The following is a 21384-nucleotide window of genomic DNA, read 5'->3' on the forward strand; positions in this document are numbered from 1 at the left end:
GGGGACGGTCGTCGTCCCCGCGATCTATCAACCCGCCATATATTAAGCGTGCGCGAAAATATCAATTTCCGGCCAGCCTGCCAGATCGAGCTGCGCCCGCGCCGGCAGGAAATCGAAACAGGCCTGCGCCAGTTCGCGGCGGCCTTCGCGCACCAGGCGCGCATCCATCGCGGCGTGCAGCGCATGCAGGAAGCGCACGTCGCTGGCGGCGTAATCGCGCTGCGCATCGTTGATCTCGGGCGCGCCCCAGTCGCTCGACTGCTGGACCTTGCTCAGCTCCTTGCCCAGCACCTCGCGCACCAGCTCTTTCAGCCCGTGCCGATCGGTATAGGTGCGGATCAGCCGCGAAGCGATCTTGGTGCAGAACACCGGCGCTGCCATCACGCCCAGATAATGCTGGATTGCCGCCAGATCGAACCGGGCGAAATGGTAAAGCTTCAACCGTTCGGGATCGGCGAGCACGGCGCGCAAGTTGGGTGCTGCGTAGTCCGCGCCGGGCATGAAGCGCACCAGATGCTCATCGCCTCTGCCATCGGAAATCTGCACCAGGCACAAGCGGTCGCGCGGGGTGATCAGCCCCATGGTTTCGGTATCGACCGCAACCGGCCCGGGGGCCAGCACATCGGCAGGCAGGTCTGATTCGTGAAAATATACGGTCATGCAATCTCGCCATTGGAAGGAACCGGCGAATTGCCGCGTTTTTTCTCGCGCCCGTTTCGGGACCAGATGTTCAGGGCTTCGACCATCGCAGAAAATGCCATCGCGGCATAGATATAACCCTTGGGAACATGCACGCCGAAGCCATCGGCGATCAGCACCGCGCCGATCATCAGCAGAAAGCCCAGCGCCAGCATCACCACCGTGGGGTTGGCATTGATGAAGTTGGCCAGCGGATCGGCTGCCACCAGCATCACGATCACGGTGATGATCACGGCAGCCATCATGATCGGCACGTCGTCGGTCATGCCGACTGCGGTCAGGATCGAATCGATCGAGAACACCGCATCGAGCGCGATGATTTGGATGATGGCGGAGCCGAAACCGAGCACAGCCTTGCCCTTTTTGTCGAGCGCTTCGCCCGAAGGCTCGGGATCGACGCTGTGGTGGATTTCCTTGGTCGCTTTCCACACCAGGAAAAGTCCGCCGATGATCAGGATGATGTCGCGCCACGAGAACTGCGTCTCGAACGTGGGTTCGCCATGCTCACCCAGCGGCCCGGATATTCCCAGATCGAACACCGGCGTGGTCAATGACACGATAAACGCGATCATCGACAGCAGCGCCAGCCGCATGACCAGCGCAAGGCCGATGCCGATCCGGCGCGCCTTCTGCCGCTGGTGCTCGGGAAGCTTGTTCGACAGGATCGAGATGAAGATCAGGTTGTCGATGCCAAGCACGACCTCCAGCACCACGAGCGTGACAAGCGCGGCCCAGGCTGCAGGGTCGCTCAACAGGGGAATGATGCTGTCCATAAGCCCCAATTGCCGCAGCGCTTGGCGCAAGGCAAGGCCCGCAAACGCGCCGCATTGCCGATTCTCGTTGCCACCGGCGTGTCACACGCTGCGGCGCACCACCAATGGGCGGGTCGAACCGCCATAATTGCGCGGCAAACCCTTTGCCTGCGCCATTTATTGTTCGCCATGCCGCAGGATTTGGTTTAAGAGAATCACTCGGAAGTCCGCGATTGCCGCGCTGGTTTTGTTGTGTGCAATCCAGAATTTACGGGCTTCCACAGGTTTTTGCATCGGTTGATGCCAGTCCGATCGTCGAAAGGTCGCTGGCGGATGCCGATGAACGTTAGGGTTAGTTTAGTTTCTGGTGCCTATTTGTCGCGGATTGCTCGATGCTGAAAGGGTCTGCGCGAAGAGTTCCAACAGTTGAGCGACAGGGTTCACGTCCGCCCTGTTCTTGAGCACATGATCCAGGACGACATTGAAAGTGAATAATTCGGCATGAGTTTTGACAGGGGTCGGCGCGGCAGGGGCCGGGACAAACGCGACAGATTTGGCGAGGATGATTTCGACGCATTTTCGCCTCCGCCTGCATATGGTGACCGTGATCGCTTCGGCGGCGGCGGTGGCGGCGGCGGATATGGCGCGCCTGCAGGTGGTGGCGGCTTCGGCGCACCACGTGGTCCGGGCGGCGGCGCAGGCGGCGGTGCTCCGCGCAGCGGCGGCTTTGGCGGCATGCCCACCCAGGTGGTCGGCGAAGCCAAGGGCAAGGTCAAATTCTTCAATGCGCAAAAGGGCTTCGGCTTCATCCAGCGTGATGATGGCGGCGAAGACGTGTTCGTCCACATCAGCGCGGTCGAACGCGCCGGGCTTTCCAACCTCGCCGAAGGCCAGGGTCTGGAATTCACATTGGTCGATCGCGGCGGCAAGGTGTCTGCCAGCGACCTCAAGGTCGATGGCGAGCTGATCCCCGTGTCCGACAGCGGCGGCGGCGGTGACCGTGGCGGCGATCGCGGCGCACCGCGCGGCGAGGCTCCCCGCCGGGAACTCACCGGCGAGCGCGCGACCGGAACGGTCAAGTTCTTCAATTCGATGAAAGGCTTCGGCTTCATCACCCGCGACGACGGCCAGCCCGATGCGTTCGTTCACATCAGCGCGGTCGAACGCGCCGGCATGAACGGCCTCAACCAGGGCGACCGGCTCGAGTTCGACCTCGAAGTCGATCGCCGCGGAAAGCACTCCGCCGTCAATCTGGTCGCGCACCACGATTGATCGGGCGCTCGGCTTGCTTGAGCCGGGAGAAGAGACATGAAAACCCCGCCTGCGCCTTTCGGCGCGGCGGGGTTTTTTTGATTGGATTATCTGAGGTCTAAACGCCGAGCCATTCAAGGCCATGCGGCAGCTCTTCGGCAGCAAAGTCCACCTGGAGCACCCGTCTGCTTTTTGGTTTGATGGCTGCCTCTGATGCATGAAGAATTGGCGTTGCATAAAGCCAAACGTCGCCTGCATCGGCCAGGCAGGTGATCGTTCCGCACCGACTTACGACGTCCTGAACCTGGTTGATGGTGATCCTCCCAAAAGTGTGGGAACCGGGCGCAATGAGCAGCGGCGCATTGGTGGCTGGAACATCATCAAGATGCACCCGAAGTGTCACCATTCGCTTGAGCAGATCAAAGGGTGGGGCAACATGGTTCATCCCGCTTTTAGTAGTCCAAGGACCGAAGTCAGGTGCAACCCGCCGTTCCTTGACGCAGATTGTCCGATCCTGGTGCCAACCAAGCGACCAGTTCGTATCCGCTGACTTATTGAACAGTATTGCTCTGACCGGCCGCGAGGATTTTCCCAAGACCCTTTCTGCAATAGCTCCTATTGCACCGTCACGGGCGAGCACTGGACCAAGCTCTGCGATGCCATTCAAACGCACTCCCGCTTTGTCTTCTGAAAGGTCCGCTATCGTTGCTTCCAATTCTTCGATGTTTGGAAGAACGGCACCTTTGAGAAGTTGGGCTCCTTTGGTCGCAAAATCTTCGTCCGAGAAGGGTACTAGCATGCCCCAAGTTAAGCATGATCACCTCAGATCCGCAACATCGGCCAGTCCGTTCCGCTTTCCGGCGAACGCCGGAATCCAGGGGCGAGATTGCGCAATCCGGCTCCTAAGCTCCGGCTTTCGCCGGAGGGCGGGCCGTATCGCGACCAAAATCCTCCCCTGCAATGGGAGGTGGCATCGCATCGCGATGACGGAGGGGTGTCGCCCTTTCGCCGAAGTGGACACCCCTCCACCACTGCGTGGTCCCCCTCCCCTTGCAGGGGAGGATTTTAAGCTCAAACGCTTTCGCACGGAAGTGGGACGCCGTCTCCTGTGTTGGCTTGCAATCCATCGGGCAGAAGAGGGGCCCCTCCTTTCGCACGAGGCCGGTGACCATTTAGCCAGTTGATTAACGCGGCGGCTTGGTTACCCGGTGTAGGTACACCAAGCTTCCGGGAGCCCATCAAGATGTCCCATCTTTCCGCCGCCGAAGTCGACGCCATTGCCGCGAAGGTCGAGCGTTTCGTCCGCGATGTGATCGCGCCCTACGAACACGACCCGCGCTGCGGGGCGCATGGGCCGTCGGAGGAGCTGGTGCTCGAGATGCGCGGCCTCGCCCGCGACGCCGGCGTGATGACGCCGCATATCCTGGCCGATGGCCGGCATCTGACCCAGGCGCAGACCGCAATCGTGCTGCAGAAGTCGGGTCTGTCGCCGCTCGGCCCGGTCGCCTGCAACACCGCCGCGCCCGATGAGGGCAACATGTACCTGCTGGGCAAGATGGCGAGCGACGAGCAGAAAAAGCGGTTCCTGAACCAGCTCGTCAGCGGCGAATCGCGCTCGGCGTTCTTCATGACCGAACCGGCCGACGAAGGCGGTGCGGGCTCCGATCCGTCGATGATGCAGACCACCGCCAGGCTCGACGGCAACCATTGGGTGATCAACGGCCGCAAGGCGTTTATCACGGGGGCGGAAGGCGCGAAGGTCGGCATCGTCATGGCCAAGTCCGATGACGGCGCGTGCATGTTCCTGGTCGATCTGCCCGACCCTGCGATCCGCATTGAGCGCGTGCTCGACACCATCGACAATTCGATGCCCGGCGGCCATGCGGTGATCGCGATCGACAATTTGCGCGTGCCTGCCGACCAGATGCTGGGACAGAGCGGCGAGGGCTTCAAATACGCACAGGTCCGCCTCTCCCCTGCCCGCCTCTCGCACTGCATGCGCTGGTATGGAGCCGCATCGCGCGCGCATGAAATCGCCAGCGATTATGCCTGCCGCCGCCACGCCTTCGGCAAGCCGCTGGTCGATCACGAAGGCGTCGGGTTCATGCTGGCGGAGAACCTGATCGACCTCAAACAGGCCGAGCTGATGATCGCCTGGTGCGCGGGCGTGCTCGATACCGGGGAACTGGGTACGGTCGAGAGCTCGATGACCAAGGTCGCGGTGTCCGAAGCGCTGATGCGCGTCGCCGATCGCTGCGTCCAGGTGATGGGCGGCAAGGGCGTGAGCGGCGATACGATCGTCGAGCAGGTATTCCGCGAAATCCGCGCGTTCCGCATCTATGACGGCCCGACCGAGGTGCACAAATGGAGCCTCGCCAAGAAGATCAAGCGCGATCATCGGCTGCTGACAGAGGGGCACGCCAACGAGGGAGCGAAGGCATGACCCTCACCGCAGACCTGACCGGCCAGCGCATCCTCGTCACCGGGGCATCGAGCGAGGGCTTCGGCGCGCATTTCGCACGGCTGCTGGCGAGGTGCGGTGCGCATGTCATCGTCGCCGCGCGCAGGCTCGAGGCGCTCGAGGCGCTGGTTGCCGAGATTACCCAGGATGGCGGCAGTGCGAGCGCAGTGCGGATGGATGTCGCCGATCTCGCATCGGTGCGCGACGGGATCGCGGCGGCAGGCGCGATCACCACCTGCATCAACAACGCAGGCGTTGCGGTGACCAAGCGCGCACTCGACCAGAGCGAGGCGGATTACGATTTCGTGATGGACACCAACCTCAAAGGCGCGTGGAACGTCGCCACCGAGGCTGCGAAGGTCATGCGCGATTCAGGTGGCGGCAATATCATCAATACTGCCTCGATTACCGGCTTCCAGACCGCTGCGGGCACCGGCCCCTATGCGATGTCGAAAGCCGGCGTGCTGCACATGACCCGGCAGCTGGCGATGGAGCTCGCCCGCTTCAACATCCGCGTCAACGCGCTCGCGCCGGGCTATTTCCTCACCGATATCAACCGCGACCAGCTCGCCGGAGAAGCGGGCGAACCCTTGCGCAAGCGCATCGCGATGCGCCGCTACGGCGAGCTGCCCGATCTCGATGGCCCGCTGCTGCTCTTGGTATCGGACGCCAGCCGTTTCATGACCGGCAGCATCCTGACCGTCGATGGCGGCCATTTGGTGCACTCGCTCTAGCCTGGCGGCTTGACCCGACCCGGCCGGGGCGGGCATCAGCGGCAGCATGACCAACACCGCCCCTGTATCGCCGCAGATCCACCCCGCCTGGCGCGTGGCGTTGGCGCAAGAATTTGCAGCGCCCTATATGGCCGATCTCAAGGCGTTCCTGCTCGCGCGCAAGGCGGCGGGCGCGCGGATCTTTCCGCCGGGCAGCCAGTGGTTCCGCGCGCTCGACCTGACCCCGCCCGATCAGGTGCGCGTCGTCATTCTGGGGCAGGACCCGTATCACGGCCCCGATCAGGCGCATGGCCTGTGCTTCAGCGTCATGCCTGGCGTGCGGCCACCGCCGTCGCTGATCAACATCTACAAGGAGCTCGAGCGCGATCTTGGCATCGCGCCACCCGCGCACGGCTTTCTGGAGCATTGGGCCCAGCAGGGCGTGCTGCTGCTCAATGCGGTGCTGACCGTTGAAATGGGCGAGGCCGGATCGCATCAGGGACGCGGCTGGGAACGGTTCACCGATGCCGTGATCGCAAAGGTCAACGCGCTCGATCATCCGGTGGTGTTCATGCTGTGGGGCAGCCATGCGCAGAAGAAGGCGGCGAACGTCGACAGCATCGAGCGCGGCGGCAAGCATCTGGTGCTCAAAGCGCCGCACCCCTCGCCGCTGTCGACGCATCGCGGGTTCCTGGGCTGCGGGCATTTCAGCAAGGCGAATACGTTTCTGGAAGAGCGCGGGTTGACGGCGATCGACTGGCGGTTGCCTCAGATTGCCGACCAATCCTGATCTGCTGGAGGCCAAATCCCACATCGTCACCCCCGCGAAGGCGGGGGTCCCGCTTCTGCTCCAAGGTCCGAAAAAAGCGGGATTCCCGCGTTCGCGGGAATGACGGCTATTCCCAGATTGCCCGCGTCACCGCAAACCCCGCCAGCGCCGACGATCCGGTGAGAAACGTCCCCCATAGGATATCGAGCACGGTGATCTTGGTGCTCCACACCGCGAGCGTCGCCTGGTTGGTGAGGTCATAGGTCATGTAGCAGAAGAAGCCGAGCAGTGCGCCGTTGACCAAAGCCGTCTGCCAGCGCCCATCAGCCAGCGCCGGGGCGACCGCGAAAATCTGGATCCCCAGGATATAAAGCACATAGAACACCACCGCCGGGGCCAGCCGGAACGACGGCGCGAGCATGTCGCCGAGGATCGGCTGATACAGCCGCGGTGCCATGGTCTTGAGCCACACGCTGTCGATCAGCGCAAAGGCCAGGCCGGTGAACGCATAGGCTGCGGCGTAGCGGAGCATCGTGGAGCCCTTTGTTGCTGCGGAAAAATCGGGTGTGGCGCTATTCGCCCATACGGGTCAAGCGCGTGCGGTTGCGCACCAGCCATTGGGACGCGTCGTCGTCGAGGAAATCAACCTCTTTGAGCGTCTCTATTGTGTCGCCATTGCGGACCGTCGTCAGCCGCAGCGTCGCGGGGCGGTCGTCGTCCCTGCCTGCAGTTTCCTCGACGATCGTCCAGTGGGTCGCATCGCGCGAACCGGGGGCGATGCGGATGGCATAGGTCGTCACTTCGGCAACGCGGCCCTTGCGAAAGGTGCCGACCGACACCGTGCCGGCGGCGGCATCCAGCAACTCGACCGAGGTGATGCGGACATTGCCCACCTTGGGGCCATCGTCGAAATCACACGCGCGGATGGTGGTCGCGCCATCGCCCTGATCGGAAATACGGGTTTTCACCGGAATGCCGAACCAGCGGTCGGCGGAGTAGTCGCGATATTCCAGCGTGCCCTGCCAGGCTCCCACCATCGACGCGCGCGCCGCCACGAGATCGACCGGCGCGGTCAGCGGTGCGCTCTGGGCAGACACGGGCAAGGCGCCAAACATGGCAAAACAGCACGACAGAACGAAGCGCATGGAAAAAGACCCCCCGGTGGATGACTGCTGCCCGAGTTACGCGAGGCGGATCGCGCCGGATGCAGCGTACCTCACGCCATCGGCGCGGGCTGCCAAAGCTCGATCTTGCGGCCATCGGGGTCCATGATGTGCGCGAACCGGCCGTTGGGCGCGGGGTCGAACAGCTTCACCGGCTCCACCCCGTGCGCAGCGCATTGCGCCAGCATCGCATCGAGATCATCGACCATCAGGTTGAACATGAATTCCTTGTCGGACGGCGCAAAATAATCGGTGTCCGCCTGGAATGGCGAGAACACCGTGCCCGCTCCCGGGTGGCCGGCAGCGACATCGGGGGTGAACACCACCCCGCCCCATTCGCCGAAGTTCATCCCCAGCACACGCTGGTACCATGCGCAGGTGGCGGCGGGGTCTGCTGATTTGAAGAACAGTCCGCCAAGACCAAGAACCTTCGCCATGCATCCTCTCCCATCGTATCGCCGGGTTCGGGCTGCAAGTTACGCTTGGCCGAGCAAAAAGAAAACCCGCCGACGTTGCCGCCGACGGGTTGTTCCTTTTCCTCCCCAGGAAAACTCTATCGGTACGTTTACGCCTTTCGATTAACCGAACTGGTTCATCGTGTTGTTGACGCCGCCCGCCTTCAAAGCAGCCTCTCCAGCGAAATATTCCTTGTGCGCATCGCCAAGGTCGCTGCCCGACATATTCTGGTGCTTCACGCAGGCGATGCCCTGGCGCAGTTCCTGACGCTGGACGCCCAGCACATAGCCGAGCATGCCCGCCTCGCCGAAATATTCCTTGGCCAGGTTGTCGGTCGAGAGCGCCGCAGTGTGATAGGTCGGCAGCGTGATCAGGTGGTGGAAGATGCCAGCACGCTTGGCACCATCGGCCTGGAAGGTGCGGATGCGCTTGTCGGCGGCGATGCCGAGTTCGGTATCGTCATACTTGGCATCCATCAGCGCGCCGCGATCGTATTCGGACACGTCGAGGCCTTCGGAGACCATCGCGTCATAGACCTGCTGGCGGAAGTTCAGCGTCCAGTTGAACGAAGGCGAGTTGTTGTACACCAGCTTGGCGTTGGGAACGACCTCGCGGATGCGGTCCATCATGCCGGCGATCTGCTCGACATGCGGCTTTTCGGTCTCAATCCACAGCAGGTCGGCGCCGTTCTGCAAGCTGGTGATGCTGTCGAGCACGCAGCGGTCTTCGCCGGTGCCTTCGCGGAACTGGAACAGGTTGCTGGGCAGACGCTTGGGGCGCAACAGCTTGCCGTTGCGGTTGAGGATGACATCGCCGTTGCGCGCGGTGGCGGGGTCGATTTCCTCGCAATCGAGGAAGCTGTTGTACTGGTCGCCCAGATCGCCCGGCTCCTTGCTCACCGCGATCTGCTTGGTAAGGCCAGCGCCCAGCGAATCGGTGCGGGTGACGATGATGCCGTCCTCGACGCCGAGCTCGAGAAACGCATAGCGGCAGGCGCGGATCTTGGCGAGGAAGTCCTCGTGCGGCACGGTAACCTTGCCGTCCTGGTGGCCGCACTGCTTTTCGTCCGACACCTGGTTTTCGATCTGCAGCGCGCAGGCACCCGCTTCGATCATCTTCTTGGCGAGCAGATAGGTCGCTTCGGCATTACCGAACCCTGCATCGATATCGGCGATGATCGGCACGACATGGGTCTGGAAATTGTCGACCTGCGCGAGGAGCTCCTGCTCCTTGGCGCTGTCGCCCGCGGCGCGTGCCTTGTCGATGCCGCTGAACAGCAGATCGAGCTCGCGCGCATCGGCCTGACGCAGGAAGGTGTACAGCTCCTCGATCAGCGCGGGAACGCTGGTCTTTTCGTGCATCGACTGATCGGGCAGCGGGCCGAACTGGCTGCGCAACGCCGCGACCATCCAGCCCGACAGGTACAGATACTTGCGCTTGGTGGTGCCGAAATGCTTCTTGATCGCGATCATCTTCTGCTGCGCGATGAAGCCGTGCCAGCAGCCCAGCGACTGGGTGTACTGCGAGCTGTCCGCGTCATAGGCGGCCATGTCCTCGCGCATGATCTTGGCGGTGTAGCGCGCGATATCGAGCCCGGTGCGGAAGCGGTTCTGCAACTGCATGCGCGCGACCGATTCGGCATCGATGCCGGTCCAGCGGCCCTGCTTGGTGCCGATAAGCTGCTCATTGGTGCTGATTTGATCGGTATAGGACATTTGGCTCACCTTCTGCGAATCAGATAGTGTCATAAATTGACACTGCATACCGTCCTGTTACGCTCTTTCACCGTTTTCCCGGTCTTATTCCGGCGATAATCTTGTATTTTTGCGGCAACTGCGAACGATTGGTTTGTAACTTTGTCAATTTCGTTACATGGGTTCGGAGCAACATCATCACGTCATTAACCTTATCGAAGGCTGACCGACCTTAGTCTGCGCGGCACGATCCTGTTCCCCCGGATCAGACACTGGATGCTTTCTGCGATGGCCGACGCTGACGTGCACACCCCCCGCTATTCGGCATCCGATTCCGATCCCTCCTCGCCCGCAGTTGCCGACAGCCTGTTCACCCGGACGAGGCTGGCGATCGCGATCCTGATCGTGCTGGCAGTCCTGGGCTGTATTTCGGCGATCAATTTCCAGGCGCCGCAGATGCTCGGCGCGCAAAAGGTGCTGACCGATTACGATGCGTTTCATATCGCGGGGCTGCTGGCGCTCGATGGCCGCGCAGACGAGGCCTATCGCATCGAGACGATGATAACCGCGCAGCGCGAGTTCAGCGGAACGCGCTGGTTCATGCCATGGACCTATCCGCCGCCGTTCACGCTGTTCGTCGCGGCGCTGGCACTGCTGCCGATCGGGCTGGGCTTCGCGCTGTTCGTTTCGCTCAGCCTCGCGCTGTATCTGATCGTCCTGCGGCGGATTGCCGGGGTGTATCTGCCCGGCGTGCTGATCGTCATGCTGCCCACGCTGCTGCTGATGATGCGCACCGGCCAGAACGGGTTCCTCACCGGCGGGCTGATCGGTCTGTTCCTGCTGGCCTTCCTGCAGCGCCAGGCCGGCGCCGGCTGGCCATTGGGCCTGATGATCATCAAGCCGCACCTGGCCGTCGCCGTTGCGCTGATGACGGTGGGGGAACGGCGCTGGCCCGTCGTGCTGCGCGCGGGCGCGGTCGTCGTCATTGCGCTGCTGGTCCCCACCCTGGTGTTCGGCCCGACGATCTGGGAAGCCTTCCTCGACGGCGTGGCCCAATCCGCCAGCTTTCTGCGCGAAGGCTATTATCCGCTGTTCCGGATGACGTCGCTGTATGCCGCCGCATTCACTCTGGGTGCTGGCGCGCAGCTGGCGATGGGGATCCAGGCCGCAGGTGCGCTGGCCGCGATCGCGGCGCTGGTGCTGCTGCGCCGAGCCGCCATCGCCCCGCACCGGATGGCCGCCGCCGTATGTTGTGCGACCGTGTTCATCAGCCCCTATAATTACGACTACGACCTCACCATAATAGGGCTGGCGGTGGCGTTCGTGCTGCGCGATGTGCTCCAGCGGTCCAGCAAGTTCGAGCAGGCCGCATTGGTCGCGGCCGTCTGGGCCGGGACAGGCTATGGCCTATTCTGTTCGATCGTGCGAGACGGCGACGGCGGACCCCAGATGGCTGGGGCCGCCGATTTGAGCGGGCCCGAACTCTCGCTGATGGGCCCCATCCTGCTGCTGATCATCGCAGCGGTCGTCAGGATCCTGGCGCGTGCGCCGCGGACCGAATTGCAGACAGGTCAACGTCACCCGGCTTGATCTGCTGCACCGCAGCATTATATCCTGAGTGCGGTATCCCCCCTGCCGCGCCGTCTCCTCCGACGAACCAAGCCTTTCATGGAAATATCCCGATGATCGCCCGAACCCTTGCAAGCCTGGCCCTCGTCCTTGGCGTCACCACCCCTGCCCTGGCGCAGGCCACCGCCGACCAGCCGCCCGCGCCCGCTCAGGAACAGGCCGACCCGCCTTATGGCCCGACGGCCGAGGACCTGAAGCTGCTCGCTACGGCGGCTGCGATGTCGCAGTCGGTGTTCGTCAAGGATTTCTACATCACCGTCGGATTGGGCGGGGGGTTCGTCCCCAGCTATGAAGGGTCGGACCAGTACGTCTTCTTTCCGGCACCTGCGATCCAGGGCAGCTACAAGGGCTATGCCTTCAGCGCGCGCGGCCCCGGGCTGTTCGTCGATCTGATCAAGGACCCGGTTTTGCCCAAGGTCGAATATATCGCAGGCCCGATGGTCCGCGCGCGGTTCGACCGGGTCGGCCGTATCCGCGACGACGTCGTCAGGCAGCTCGGCAAGCGCAAAATCGCGGTGGAGGCCGGCGCGAGCGGGGGCGTCAAGATCAACCGCATTTTCGAACGCTTCGACAGCCTGACCTTTCAGGCAGACGCGCTGTTCGACATCACCGGCGTGCATTCGGGCGCCATCCTCACCCCATCGGTCAGCTACAACAAGCTGCTGGGCACCGCAGGGGTGATCAACCTGTCGGTTTCGGGTGATTTCGTCGACGGCGACTTTGCCGATTATTACTTCAGCATCGATGCCGCCGGCAGCGCCGCATCGGGCCTGCCGCGCTACACCGCAGGCGGCGGGCTCAAGTCGATCGGCACCAGCGCGCTGCTGGGCTATGACCTGTCGGGCAACGCGCTCGATGGCGGCTGGGGCATGTTCGTGCTGGCCAGCTATTCGCGGCTGCAGGGCGATGCCGCCGACAGCCCGGTCGTCAGCATCCGCGGCGATGCCAACCAGTATTTCGGCGGGATCGGCCTCACCTACACTTTCTGATTGCGCAGGCCCGGCCTGCTTGCCTAGGCTTGGCGCCGGCCGATCGGGCTCAGCTTCAGGGGTACGGATGGGCCGGATATTTGCAAACGCGCTGATCGGTCCCGCTGCATTCGCCTCCGCTGCACTGACTTTCACCGGTTCGCCAGCCACTGCCGAGACCGGGGCACCGGTCGCGACGCGGACGCCGCCGGTCAGCCTGCACATCACCCGCGCGCCCGACAATGCCGTGCGCGCCGAATACCGCCTGGCGCGGCCCACGACCGCGCTGCACTTCGCCCCGCATCTCGACGGCTATCGCGCGCGCGACTGGCAGACCGCGCCGCAAGAGTTCCGCTGGGTGCGCGAGGGCGATGACGAGCGCATCGAACGCGTCGACGGCAAGCCGTTCACGCAGCTGAGCTTCGACATTCCGGTACGCTATCGCTCGCTCGAAAAGGCCTATGCGCCGTTTTCGCCGTTCAGCGATGGCGGGCTGCTGGTCTATTCGGGACATTTCCAGACCTGCTCCGCATTGCCCTGCAAGGGCACCGAGCCGCTCGCGATCACGGTTGCGGCGCAAGGCGCGACGATCGGCGTCGGCGGCAAGCGCACCGCCGACACCGCCGCCTTTGTCAGCCGCGAGGAAGGGACGTACGTCTATATCGGCAATGCCGAACCTGCAGCGACGGCGGGTTTTCTCGCGATCGTCGATCCCGCGCTGCAGCCGGAGTTGCGCGATCACCTGCTGCAATCGCTGCCGCAATCGATGCGCGATTTCGCCGCGATCTATGGCGAGCTTGCGATCACGCCTGAACTCTATGTCTCGCTCGACCCGCAGCCGCCTGCGCAATCCGGGCTTTCGCGGCAGGGCGGCACATTGCCCGGCCAGGTGTTCATCCATCTGTATGGCGATGGCTGGCGCAAGCCGTTCGCGCTGGGCGAGGTGCTGGTGCTCGACTGGTTCTTCGCGCACGAGGCCGCGCATTTCTTCCAGCGCGCCGGGACCAACGACGTCATAGGCCCCGATTCTCAAGCCTGGATCCACGAGGGCGGCGCAGATGCGATGGCGGCTCTGGTGATGCAGGACCGGGGCGATGCCGAACGCGCCTATGTCGACCGGCGCATCGCCGAGGCGCGCAAGGTCTGCGCTGCAGGGCTGGCGCAGGTCGCGCTCAACGCTGCATCGCGCGCGGGCAGGTTCGATCTGCACTATCAGTGCGGCATGCTGATCGCGCTGGCGATCGATGCCGATGTCCGGCGCGGGTCGGGCGGGGCGAAAGGCCTGCACGACGTCAACCGCCGCTTCTTCGCCACGGTGCGCTCGGGCACGCCGTGGACCCGTGCCAGCTTTCTCGCCGCCGCACGCCGCACCGGCCTGAGCGCGCCGACGCTGGCGACGATCACCGCGATCACCGGCCAGAAGCTCGACGATCCCGCAGCGCAGATCGATGCGATGCTGCGCCAGGCGGGGCTGGATCAGGGATTGGGCCAGGCGGGGCTGGATCAGGCCGCGCCCTGACCCGGCTCAGTTGCCGCTGATCAGGTCGCCCAAGGACCCCAGCGCCGAGCCTTCGCCGCGGTTCTGCCCGCCCCGGCTGCCAGCGGCGGCGAGCATCCGCCCGGCAAGCCGCGAGAACGGCAGCGACTGTATCCAGACCCGCCCCGGCCCGCGCAGCCGCGCAAAGAACAGGCCTTCGCCGCCGAACAGCGACGACTTGATCCCGCCTGCCGAGACCAGATCGAAATCCACGCCCGAGGTGAACGCCGCGACGCAGCCGGTATCGACATGCAGCTCTTCGCCCAGCGCGAGATCGCGCTCGATCAGCGTGCCGCCTATCTGGACGAACACCATGCCATCGCCCTCGAGCTTCTGCATGATGAAACCCTCGCCGCCGAACAGCCCGGTGAGGATGCGCCGCTGAAAATGCACCCCGATCGACACGCCCTTGGCGGCAGCAAGAAAGCTGTCCTTCTGGCAGATCAGCCGGCCGTTATAATGGGTGAGGTCGATCGGCAGGATATTGCCCGGCGTCGGCGCACCGAACGCGACGCGTGCCTTGCCCTGGCCGGTGTGCGTGAACACCGTGGTGAACAGGCTCTCGCCGGTCACCAGCCTTTTGCCCGCCCCGAGCAGCGCGCCCATGATGCCGCTGCCTTGGTTCGCACTGCCATCGCCGAACACCGTGGTCATCGCAATGCTGGCATCCTTCCACACCATCGCGCCCGCTTCCGCCACCGCACTCTCGCCCGGATCGAGCTCGATCTCGACGAACTGCAGTTCCTGTCCCTTGATCTCGTAGTCGATTTCGTGCGCGGGCATGATGGGCTCCTGCTGGTGTTGGGTGGCTGGAGATTATCGCGCGGGTTTGGCAGGTGCAATGCGGCGGGTCACAGGGGGGCGAATGTTTAGGGGGCGAGGCCGAGTTGCTTGGTCCAAAAAAAAATGGGCCTATCTGTTTGACCCATCATACAGAACGGGCCATTTTCCTGCTTTATGGCTGGACCCGAATCAGATAAAATTGGCGAAATACTGGCCAAGGCATTTGATGATCGATCTCGCGAGCCACCCCAATTGTTGCCAACCTCGGCTTTCCAATACGCCCCGCTACCAGAATATGAAGCCAGCCTAAAGCCATTGGAAGCTATCGCCAGCTATGGATATGACCGCGAAACTGCTGTGGTCCAGCTTCACCGTGAGCTTCAAGTCGCCCGAGTTGTCGGGATCGCTGAGCATGCGATCTGGAAGCGAGACAGCCAAGTAAACCAATCCTATTATCTTATCGTTCCCACTTGGTTCTGGGCATCAGAGGTCACGCTCGATCAGGACTTTTGGCAAACTGGCTATCGGGAGCGTTTTTTTCCAACCGCGGGATACAACATCGATACCGAAAGCTGGATGCGGCTTTTTGGAGTGAGGTTCTGGTTTCCAAGCCTTGCGGCGTCAACACCTCAGTCAGATCCTGAAAGCCCAGCTACGGCGATCCCGTCCGATACTATCGGGGCACGAACGCATGACGCTGATGCGCCAGAGTTTGAACAGAAGACTCTCAGCAACGCCGAGCTAGTCCGCATCGCAAAGGGAGTTGCCGCTGGGTGGGGCGAAACCTTGTCCGAGATCGGCGCGTGGGAATATGCAAAAGCTCATTGGCCCGAGCACAAGATCGCCAAGCACCGATTTTTGGTTCAATACCGGACTTTCAGAGGCGCAAAAAAGCCCGGAAAAGCGGTAAAAAACCAATGATTTTGGCCTGTAACTGGATTATTTCTGGTTTAAATTTGTGGTCTGATTGCAGTCCGCCACCATGCTGCCATCAACCCGGAACGCCGGGCAAGATGGAGCAAAGCCAATGGGACCGTGATCTAGCAAAAACGAAAACGCCGCCCGTTAAGGCGGCGTTCCGAACCGGGGCCGATAGCCCGCGATACGTGTGCAAAACGAATAATCGCACCATCGGCCACCGGATACAACCCACATCATGCGATGGAGGGTCTGATGATCTTCATCCACGCGTATTATCGCATTCGCTTCGGACGTGTCGAACACGTCCGGGCACACTTCCGCAGCAAGTAGCTAGTCCGAAGGGCCAGCATTTTCGTAACATCTGGGGGCGCTTCGGCGCTCCCTTTTTTGTCGCAGCGGTATGTGACTGGGCGTCTCGTCGGGATCGACACTAGAAATCTGTTGATGAAAATACGGGCCGGATTTTGCTGGCCTTACCGCATTGACCGCCCTAATCTCTCCCCCATCCCCGGGGAGCCGAGCGGCTGAGAGGTGGGCGTTGCGTCCCACGACCCGTTGAACCTGAACCGGCTGATACCGGCGGAGGGAGGGAGCGGCGTTTTTCCCCTGCGCCCGCATCCGCTCTCCGTCCCCCAAGGAGAGTCCATAATGGCAGATATCCACGCACGCACCGAAATCGGCGTTACCACCGGCCCCATTCGCGGCAGCCGCAAGGTCCATGTCGCTACCAAATCGGGCAGCGGCATTCGCGTCGCGATGCGCGAGATCGATCTGGCCGGCGGCGAGCCATCGGTGCGGGTCTATGACACCTCGGGCCCCTATACCGACGCCGACGCGCATATCGACATCTCCGCTGGCCTGCCCGAATTGCGCCGCGACTGGATCTGGAATCGCGGCGATGTCGAAGTCGTCGATCAGCGCGAGGTGAAGCCCGAGGACAACGGCCAGCTCGGCCCCGATCGCTCGGGCGGCGTCGCGCCGTTCCCCAACACCCGCAAGCAGGTTCTGCGCGCCAAGCCGGGAATGAACGTCAGCCAGATGCATTATGCCCGCCGCGGCATCATCACGCCCGAGATGGAATATGTCGCCGAGCGCGAGAATCTGGGCCGCGAGCGGCTGGCTGAATACAAGCGCGACGGCAACAGCTTCGGCGCATCGATCCCCGATTACGTCACGCCCGAGTTCGTCCGTGACGAGGTCGCGCGCGGCCGCGCGATCATCCCCAGCAACATCAACCACCCCGAGAGCGAGCCGATGGCGATCGGCCGCAACTTCCTGGTCAAGATCAACGCCAATATCGGCAACAGTGCGGTAGCCTCCAACGTCGCATCCGAAGTCGACAAGATGGTCTGGTCGATCCGCTGGGGCGCGGACACCGTGATGGACCTGTCCACCGGCCGCAACATCCACGACACCCGCGAATGGATCATCCGCAACTCGCCCGTGCCGATCGGCACCGTGCCGATCTATCAGGCGCTCGAAAAGGTCGGCGGCGTTGCCGAGGACCTGACCTGGGAGATCTTCCGCGATACGCTGATCGAACAGGCCGAGCAGGGGGTGGATTACTTCACCATCCACGCCGGCGTGCGCCTTGCCTACATCCCGATGGCGGCCAGGCGCGTCACCGGCATCGTCAGCAGAGGCGGCTCGATCATGGCGAAGTGGTGCCTGGCGCATCACAAGGAAAGCTTCCTCTACGAGCATTTCGACGAGATCACCGAGATCATGAAGGCGTACGACATCGCCTATTCGCTGGGCGATGGCCTGCGCCCGGGATCGATCGCCGATGCCAATGACGAGGCGCAGTTCAGCGAGCTCTATACGCTCGGCGAACTCACCCACCGCGCGTGGAAATCCGACGTACAGGTGATGATCGAGGGCCCCGGCCATGTGCCGATGCACAAGATCAAGGAGAACATGGAAAAGCAGCTCGAGGTGTGCGGCGAAGCGCCGTTCTACACCCTGGGCCCGCTCACCACCGACATCGCGCCGGGATACGACCACATCACCTCAGGTATCGGCGCGGCGCAGATCGGCTGGTATGGCACCGCGATGCTCTGCTACGTCACCCCCAAGGAGCATCTGGGCCTGCCCGATCGCGACGACGTCAAGGTCGGCGTGGTCACCTACAAGCTCGCCGCGCACGCTGCCGATCTCGCCAAGGGCCACCCGGCAGCGCAGGTCCGCGACGATGCGCTGAGCAAGGCGCGCTTCGAATTCCGCTGGCGCGACCAGTTCCACTTGTCGCTCGATCCCGACACCGCCGAGCAGTATCACGACCAGACGCTGCCCGCCGAAGGCGCAAAGACCGCGCATTTCTGCAGCATGTGCGGGCCGAAGTTCTGTTCGATGCAGATCAGCCAGGAGGTCCGCGACTTCGCCACCAAGCAGAACCAGGGCGTCGAAGGCTTCATCGCCACCGGGCCGAGCGGGGCAGAGACGGCAGCCGCGAGCCGCGAGGCCGCGCTCAAGGGCATGGCGGAGATGAGCCAGCTCTACGAGGACATGGGCCGCGAGCTGTATCTGGGCGCGGGCGACCGCGAGCATGATTGAGCCGGTGAAAACCGCGCTGGTAGCGGCGACGCTGGCGGCGCTGTTGCTCGCGGGCTGCGGGTCGGAGCCCGCAGCCGACCGCGCTGAGCCGGAACAGACAACCGCCCCGGTCGCGGCCGAGCCGCCCACGCCCGCAGAACCGGCCGCGCCAGCACCGCCGATCGCCAGCGCACAGACCCTGACGCTCGAAGGCTATGGCGGGCTGAAGATCGGCAAGCCGGTGCCCACAGGCTCGCCCTGGGCCGAGCGCGGCGCGCAGATCTCCGACGGCTGCACCACACTCAGCGCGCCCGAGTGGCCCGGCGCCTATGCCATCGTCGAGGAAAATGTCGTCCGCCGCATCACGGTGAACGACAAATCCAAGGCGAAACTGCTCGAAGGCATCGGCCCCGGCTCAACCGAAGCGCAGGTCCGCAAAGCCTTCCCGTCGTTCGTCGCCGAGCCCCACAAATACGTCGACGCCCCCGCCAAATACCTGACCCAGCCCGGCGATGACCCAAGGCTGCGCTTCGAGATCGACGACAAGCGCAAGGTCAGCCTGGTGCATGTCGGGATGATGCCGACTCTGGCGTATGTCGAGGGGTGTGCTTAGGGTTGGGCTGGCGAGAGTGAACGCAAACGTTGTGCGGAGCGTCACAACACGGAGGGCTGGGCTAGATGAGTAGCAACTCGGTGCTTCGAGCATTGTTATCAAAGGGGTATTTCCCCAAAGAATTGCCGCCCACTTTTACTACGGCCCTGTTTGGCGACCATGCCCGTGAAATAATTAACGCTTGGGAGGGAGCAAAATTATTTGAGCGGCAGCAAAAGAAGAAAAATCAAACTCGCTATAAGTCCAAGGCTTATGGATATATAGTTCCAAAAGCAGAGATGGAAAATATCTCAATACCCAAGATTGGTTTTGAAAGACGTTCTGTTGGCATAACCCACCCAATACCACAGTCTCTTCTAGCGAGTGAAATATCAGACAATTACAGATCTGTTCAGAAATGGCTCACTCGCCAGACCTATTCTATGGATGAAATTAGAATATCACCGACAAATGTTAGGGCAATCAGAGGAATTAATTTCCCACTTCATCGCGCGAAGAAATCTTTCATAGAAGCCACATCGGATTGGTTAGTCAAAACAGATATTACTAGATTTTACCCGTCAATTTACACTCATTCTCTCACTTGGGCGGCTTATGGCAAGGAAAAAGTCAAATCAAAACTGAAGGCTTATGAAGGATCATTAGCCGACAGAATAGATATTTTAGTCAGGGCGTGTAATAGAAATCAAACAATAGGCATTCCAGTTGGGCCTGAAACGTCAAGAATTATAGCCGAAGTTATCTCCTCACGGATTGATGAAGATTTAAGGCTTAGCTTTAGTGACATTACGGCTGATTCGATTGATCGTCTACAGGATGATTGGTTTATCGGAGTAAATACGCTTGAGCGCTCAGAAAAGATTCTATCGCAAATAATTGCGGCATATAGAGAATACAGCCTAGATATTAACGGCCGAAAAACATCAGTGACACGTGTCATTCAACATTCAGATGACGCATGGAAAGCTGAAATTGGTGGATTTCTTTCCCATAAAATGGGGGCTTTGCGAGGCGCTCGACTTCAAGAATTCTTAGGGTTGACGCTGCGATTACAAACACAGTATGAACAACAGGCCGTTGCAAATTACGCACTTGCAGTTCTGGAGGGACAAAGATTTAGAAAACAGGATGTGGAGCATCTCGAGTCATTTTTGTTAAAAACTGCTATAATTTCCCCAGCATCAATGTCGCGGATTAGTGAAATACTTATTAATTTAGATTTTGATACCGGCGCTGTTTCAAAACGAAGAGTAGGACGTCGTTTCATAGAATTAGCTCGTCGGTCGCTCGAAAATGGGAACACTTATGAAGCACTCTGGTTACTTTATACGCTGCGTGGATTAAAAATCTCTATTAGCGACAAGCATCTCGTTGATCTCTGTACTACCGTTCGCTCAAGCGCAATAGCATTAACGATTTTGGATATGAACAGCAAAGGTTTGTTGAACTGTCCTTTGCCCACCGAGAAATGGTTAGATCAGATCAGTGAGCATTCAATTCACACCGACTGGACATGGCTGCTCGCGTACGAAGGTATGAGGCGCGGATGGCTGCCGGATAATGACCGCTTAATGACTAAACCTTTTTTCTTGGAAATGAATAGTCGTGGCATTGTTTTCTACGATGAGCGCAGAAATGTTAAGAAAAGGCAGGAAAGTGTAAAGATTAAAAGAATTATCAGGAGACAGAGTAGATTCGAGGTTAAGAACTTTATGTTTGCAATACGCGAAATCGATTTTGATTCGGATGTAGACGGCTTATCTTATTGAGAGCTTTTGATCGTGGATCCGCGTATCAACGTTAGCAATCATAAGCGCGTGATGTCTTTTACTACTTCAAGGCGATTTGAGCTGAGATGGCGCCAGCTGCAGGCATAGACAGATCGCCGTTTCGCATGGCATCGTTGGCCGGCGGTCGCCTGAGATTCGGGCACTGGGAGCCGAGCAAAACATATCCGGCGCCGCATCAGGCCGCGGTGATGATGGGGGGCCGTCATGAAGAAATCGACACGGGCATTGTTGGGGCTGGTGATCCTCGAGGCCGTCATTCTGGCGGGCGCGTGGTGGATGGTGGAGCAGACGCGTTCGGGCGCGTGGCAGACATCGGATCAACCGGGCGCGATCACGGCGATCACCCAGACCGCAGGCGGCGCGATGGGGCTGATAGCGGTGATATTGCTGATCGCATTCGTCACCCACAAACGCCGCGGCAACTGACGCTCGGCGCCCAAGGGCGGAACGCCTAGGCGCAAAGGGCTCGCCCCGGACGATCCCAGGCGCAATACACCTACGAGATGCTGCACAAAGTGTCGCTGCGCGATCTGCACCATTTCGGACGCATCTGCGGGCATGAGGGTGCACCTGAAGCGGCGCGTGCTTTATGCTCGCTTGCACAGCGCGACGCTGCGGCACGGTGCGGGGGGCGGACCAGTGGGGCCTATCAA

The 21384-nt window shown here is 61.5% G+C and carries 20 protein-coding genes and 1 riboswitch; of the genes, 12 read left to right on the forward strand and 8 right to left on the reverse strand.

Annotated elements, in window-relative coordinates; all coding sequences use genetic code 11:
* Positions 1-42: 42 nt before the first annotated feature.
* On the reverse strand, positions 43-660 hold the full coding sequence (locus ACK4R0_RS10105) for a ribonuclease D (protein WP_409673798.1): 618 nt from the start codon (positions 658-660) through the stop codon (positions 43-45).
* Positions 657-1472 carry a TerC family protein gene (locus tag ACK4R0_RS10110; RefSeq protein WP_409673799.1) on the reverse strand — a complete coding sequence of 272 codons (816 nt, stop codon included), beginning with the start codon at positions 1470-1472 and terminating at the stop codon, positions 657-659. The genes ACK4R0_RS10105 and ACK4R0_RS10110 overlap by 4 nt, the downstream gene beginning before the upstream one ends.
* Before the next feature lie 480 nt (positions 1473-1952).
* Between ACK4R0_RS10110 and ACK4R0_RS10115 the strand changes: the two genes are divergently transcribed.
* Positions 1953-2723: a cold-shock protein gene (locus tag ACK4R0_RS10115; RefSeq protein ID WP_409673800.1), complete on the forward strand. Its 771-nt coding sequence runs from the start codon at positions 1953-1955 to the stop codon at positions 2721-2723.
* Positions 2724-2820: 97 nt separating this feature from the next.
* On the opposite strand, the gene ACK4R0_RS10120 is transcribed toward ACK4R0_RS10115, so the two are convergent.
* The gene (locus ACK4R0_RS10120) at positions 2821-3501 is read right to left on the reverse strand and encodes a phytanoyl-CoA dioxygenase family protein (RefSeq protein WP_409673801.1); all 681 of its coding nucleotides are present in this window, start codon (positions 3499-3501) and stop codon (positions 2821-2823) included.
* Between the two features lie 444 nt (positions 3502-3945).
* Between ACK4R0_RS10120 and ACK4R0_RS10125 the strand changes: the two genes are divergently transcribed.
* Genes ACK4R0_RS10125 through ung form a run of 3 tightly spaced genes read left to right on the forward strand, consistent with a single transcriptional unit; the run spans position 3946 to position 6666 of the window.
* Positions 3946-5145 (forward strand): acyl-CoA dehydrogenase family protein, encoded by a 1200-nt coding sequence (locus ACK4R0_RS10125; RefSeq protein WP_409673802.1) that lies wholly within the window; start codon positions 3946-3948, stop codon positions 5143-5145.
* Positions 5142-5897: an SDR family NAD(P)-dependent oxidoreductase gene (locus ACK4R0_RS10130; RefSeq protein ID WP_409673803.1), complete on the forward strand. Its 756-nt coding sequence runs from the start codon at positions 5142-5144 to the stop codon at positions 5895-5897. Before ACK4R0_RS10125 ends, ACK4R0_RS10130 begins: the two co-directional genes overlap by 4 nt.
* Positions 5898-5943: 46 nt before the next feature.
* The gene (ung, locus tag ACK4R0_RS10135; protein ID WP_409673804.1) at positions 5944-6666 is read left to right on the forward strand and encodes a uracil-DNA glycosylase; all 723 of its coding nucleotides are present in this window, start codon (positions 5944-5946) and stop codon (positions 6664-6666) included.
* 106 nt (positions 6667-6772) lie between these two features.
* On the opposite strand, the gene ACK4R0_RS10140 is transcribed toward ung, so the two are convergent.
* The 4 genes from ACK4R0_RS10140 to ACK4R0_RS10155 all read right to left on the reverse strand — a co-directional run bounded on the left by ACK4R0_RS10140 (position 6773) and on the right by ACK4R0_RS10155 (position 9979).
* A complete protein-coding gene (locus ACK4R0_RS10140; RefSeq protein ID WP_409673805.1) occupies positions 6773-7177 on the reverse strand; it encodes a DUF2177 family protein in 405 nt (134 codons plus the stop codon).
* Positions 7178-7217: 40 nt separating this feature from the next.
* On the reverse strand, positions 7218-7748 hold the full coding sequence (locus ACK4R0_RS10145; RefSeq protein WP_409673806.1) for a hypothetical protein: 531 nt from the start codon (positions 7746-7748) through the stop codon (positions 7218-7220).
* Positions 7749-7861: 113 nt separating this feature from the next.
* Positions 7862-8245 carry a VOC family protein gene (locus ACK4R0_RS10150; RefSeq protein ID WP_409673807.1) on the reverse strand — a complete coding sequence of 128 codons (384 nt, stop codon included), beginning with the start codon at positions 8243-8245 and terminating at the stop codon, positions 7862-7864.
* Positions 8246-8386: 141 nt separating this feature from the next.
* Positions 8387-9979 (reverse strand): isocitrate lyase, encoded by a 1593-nt coding sequence (locus tag ACK4R0_RS10155; RefSeq protein WP_409673808.1) that lies wholly within the window; start codon positions 9977-9979, stop codon positions 8387-8389.
* Between the two features lie 267 nt (positions 9980-10246).
* On the opposite strand from ACK4R0_RS10155, the gene ACK4R0_RS10160 reads away from it, so the two are divergent.
* From ACK4R0_RS10160 to ACK4R0_RS10170, 3 genes are all read left to right on the forward strand, one after another.
* A complete protein-coding gene (locus ACK4R0_RS10160; protein ID WP_409673809.1) occupies positions 10247-11548 on the forward strand; it encodes a glycosyltransferase family 87 protein in 1302 nt (433 codons plus the stop codon).
* Positions 11549-11640: 92 nt separating this feature from the next.
* Complete coding sequence (locus ACK4R0_RS10165) at positions 11641-12576, forward strand: MipA/OmpV family protein (protein ID WP_409673810.1); 936 nt, start codon at positions 11641-11643, stop codon at positions 12574-12576.
* A 67-nt stretch (positions 12577-12643) separates the two neighbouring features.
* On the forward strand, positions 12644-14074 hold the full coding sequence (locus ACK4R0_RS10170; protein ID WP_409673811.1) for a hypothetical protein: 1431 nt from the start codon (positions 12644-12646) through the stop codon (positions 14072-14074).
* A gap of 6 nt (positions 14075-14080) precedes the next feature.
* Here the strand turns inward: ACK4R0_RS10170 and ACK4R0_RS10175 are convergent, their stop codons facing one another.
* Positions 14081-14875, reverse strand: coding sequence for a TIGR00266 family protein (locus tag ACK4R0_RS10175; protein WP_409673812.1), 795 nt, complete (start codon positions 14873-14875; stop codon positions 14081-14083).
* Between the two features lie 174 nt (positions 14876-15049).
* On the opposite strand from ACK4R0_RS10175, the gene ACK4R0_RS10180 reads away from it, so the two are divergent.
* From ACK4R0_RS10180 to ACK4R0_RS10200, 5 genes are all read left to right on the forward strand, one after another.
* Positions 15050-15796: a hypothetical protein gene (locus ACK4R0_RS10180; RefSeq protein ID WP_409673813.1), complete on the forward strand. Its 747-nt coding sequence runs from the start codon at positions 15050-15052 to the stop codon at positions 15794-15796.
* Positions 15797-16295: 499 nt separating this feature from the next.
* Positions 16296-16401: riboswitch (TPP riboswitch) on the forward strand.
* Positions 16402-16444: 43 nt separating this feature from the next.
* Positions 16445-18349, forward strand: a complete 1905-nt coding sequence (gene thiC / locus ACK4R0_RS10185) for a phosphomethylpyrimidine synthase ThiC (protein ID WP_409673814.1) — start codon at positions 16445-16447, stop codon at positions 18347-18349.
* A 4-nt stretch (positions 18350-18353) separates the two neighbouring features.
* Positions 18354-18941 carry a hypothetical protein gene (locus tag ACK4R0_RS10190; RefSeq protein ID WP_409673815.1) on the forward strand — a complete coding sequence of 196 codons (588 nt, stop codon included), beginning with the start codon at positions 18354-18356 and terminating at the stop codon, positions 18939-18941.
* Between the two features lie 65 nt (positions 18942-19006).
* Positions 19007-20710 (forward strand): RNA-directed DNA polymerase, encoded by a 1704-nt coding sequence (locus ACK4R0_RS10195; RefSeq protein WP_409673816.1) that lies wholly within the window; start codon positions 19007-19009, stop codon positions 20708-20710.
* 225 nt (positions 20711-20935) lie between these two features.
* Positions 20936-21157 (forward strand): hypothetical protein, encoded by a 222-nt coding sequence (locus ACK4R0_RS10200; RefSeq protein WP_409673817.1) that lies wholly within the window; start codon positions 20936-20938, stop codon positions 21155-21157.
* Positions 21158-21384: the final 227 nt, after the last annotated feature.

It is taken from the genome of Blastomonas sp. (assembly GCF_046294995.1).
Classification (GTDB): Bacteria; Pseudomonadota; Alphaproteobacteria; order Sphingomonadales; family Sphingomonadaceae; genus Blastomonas.

What these genes read in the sequence shown, in the direction of transcription:
- ACK4R0_RS10105 (WP_409673798.1), bottom strand. Translation starts at nt 660, where the DNA reads ATGACCGTATATTTTCACGAATCAGACCTGCCTGCCGATGTGCTGGCC.
- ACK4R0_RS10110 (WP_409673799.1), bottom strand. Translation starts at nt 1,472, where the DNA reads ATGGACAGCATCATTCCCCTGTTGAGCGACCCTGCAGCCTGGGCCGCG.
- ACK4R0_RS10115 (WP_409673800.1), top strand. Translation starts at nt 1,953, where the DNA reads ATGAGTTTTGACAGGGGTCGGCGCGGCAGGGGCCGGGACAAACGCGAC.
- ACK4R0_RS10120 (WP_409673801.1), bottom strand. Translation starts at nt 3,501, where the DNA reads ATGCTAGTACCCTTCTCGGACGAAGATTTTGCGACCAAAGGAGCCCAA.
- ACK4R0_RS10125 (WP_409673802.1), top strand. Translation starts at nt 3,946, where the DNA reads ATGTCCCATCTTTCCGCCGCCGAAGTCGACGCCATTGCCGCGAAGGTC.
- ACK4R0_RS10130 (WP_409673803.1), top strand. Translation starts at nt 5,142, where the DNA reads ATGACCCTCACCGCAGACCTGACCGGCCAGCGCATCCTCGTCACCGGG.
- ung (WP_409673804.1), top strand. Translation starts at nt 5,944, where the DNA reads ATGACCAACACCGCCCCTGTATCGCCGCAGATCCACCCCGCCTGGCGC.
- ACK4R0_RS10140 (WP_409673805.1), bottom strand. Translation starts at nt 7,177, where the DNA reads ATGCTCCGCTACGCCGCAGCCTATGCGTTCACCGGCCTGGCCTTTGCG.
- ACK4R0_RS10150 (WP_409673807.1), bottom strand. Translation starts at nt 8,245, where the DNA reads ATGGCGAAGGTTCTTGGTCTTGGCGGACTGTTCTTCAAATCAGCAGAC.
- ACK4R0_RS10155 (WP_409673808.1), bottom strand. Translation starts at nt 9,979, where the DNA reads ATGTCCTATACCGATCAAATCAGCACCAATGAGCAGCTTATCGGCACC.
- ACK4R0_RS10160 (WP_409673809.1), top strand. Translation starts at nt 10,247, where the DNA reads ATGGCCGACGCTGACGTGCACACCCCCCGCTATTCGGCATCCGATTCC.
- ACK4R0_RS10165 (WP_409673810.1), top strand. Translation starts at nt 11,641, where the DNA reads ATGATCGCCCGAACCCTTGCAAGCCTGGCCCTCGTCCTTGGCGTCACC.
- ACK4R0_RS10170 (WP_409673811.1), top strand. Translation starts at nt 12,644, where the DNA reads ATGGGCCGGATATTTGCAAACGCGCTGATCGGTCCCGCTGCATTCGCC.
- ACK4R0_RS10175 (WP_409673812.1), bottom strand. Translation starts at nt 14,875, where the DNA reads ATGCCCGCGCACGAAATCGACTACGAGATCAAGGGACAGGAACTGCAG.
- ACK4R0_RS10180 (WP_409673813.1), top strand. Translation starts at nt 15,050, where the DNA reads ATGGCTGGACCCGAATCAGATAAAATTGGCGAAATACTGGCCAAGGCA.
- thiC (WP_409673814.1), top strand. Translation starts at nt 16,445, where the DNA reads ATGGCAGATATCCACGCACGCACCGAAATCGGCGTTACCACCGGCCCC.
- ACK4R0_RS10195 (WP_409673816.1), top strand. Translation starts at nt 19,007, where the DNA reads ATGAGTAGCAACTCGGTGCTTCGAGCATTGTTATCAAAGGGGTATTTC.
- ACK4R0_RS10200 (WP_409673817.1), top strand. Translation starts at nt 20,936, where the DNA reads ATGAAGAAATCGACACGGGCATTGTTGGGGCTGGTGATCCTCGAGGCC.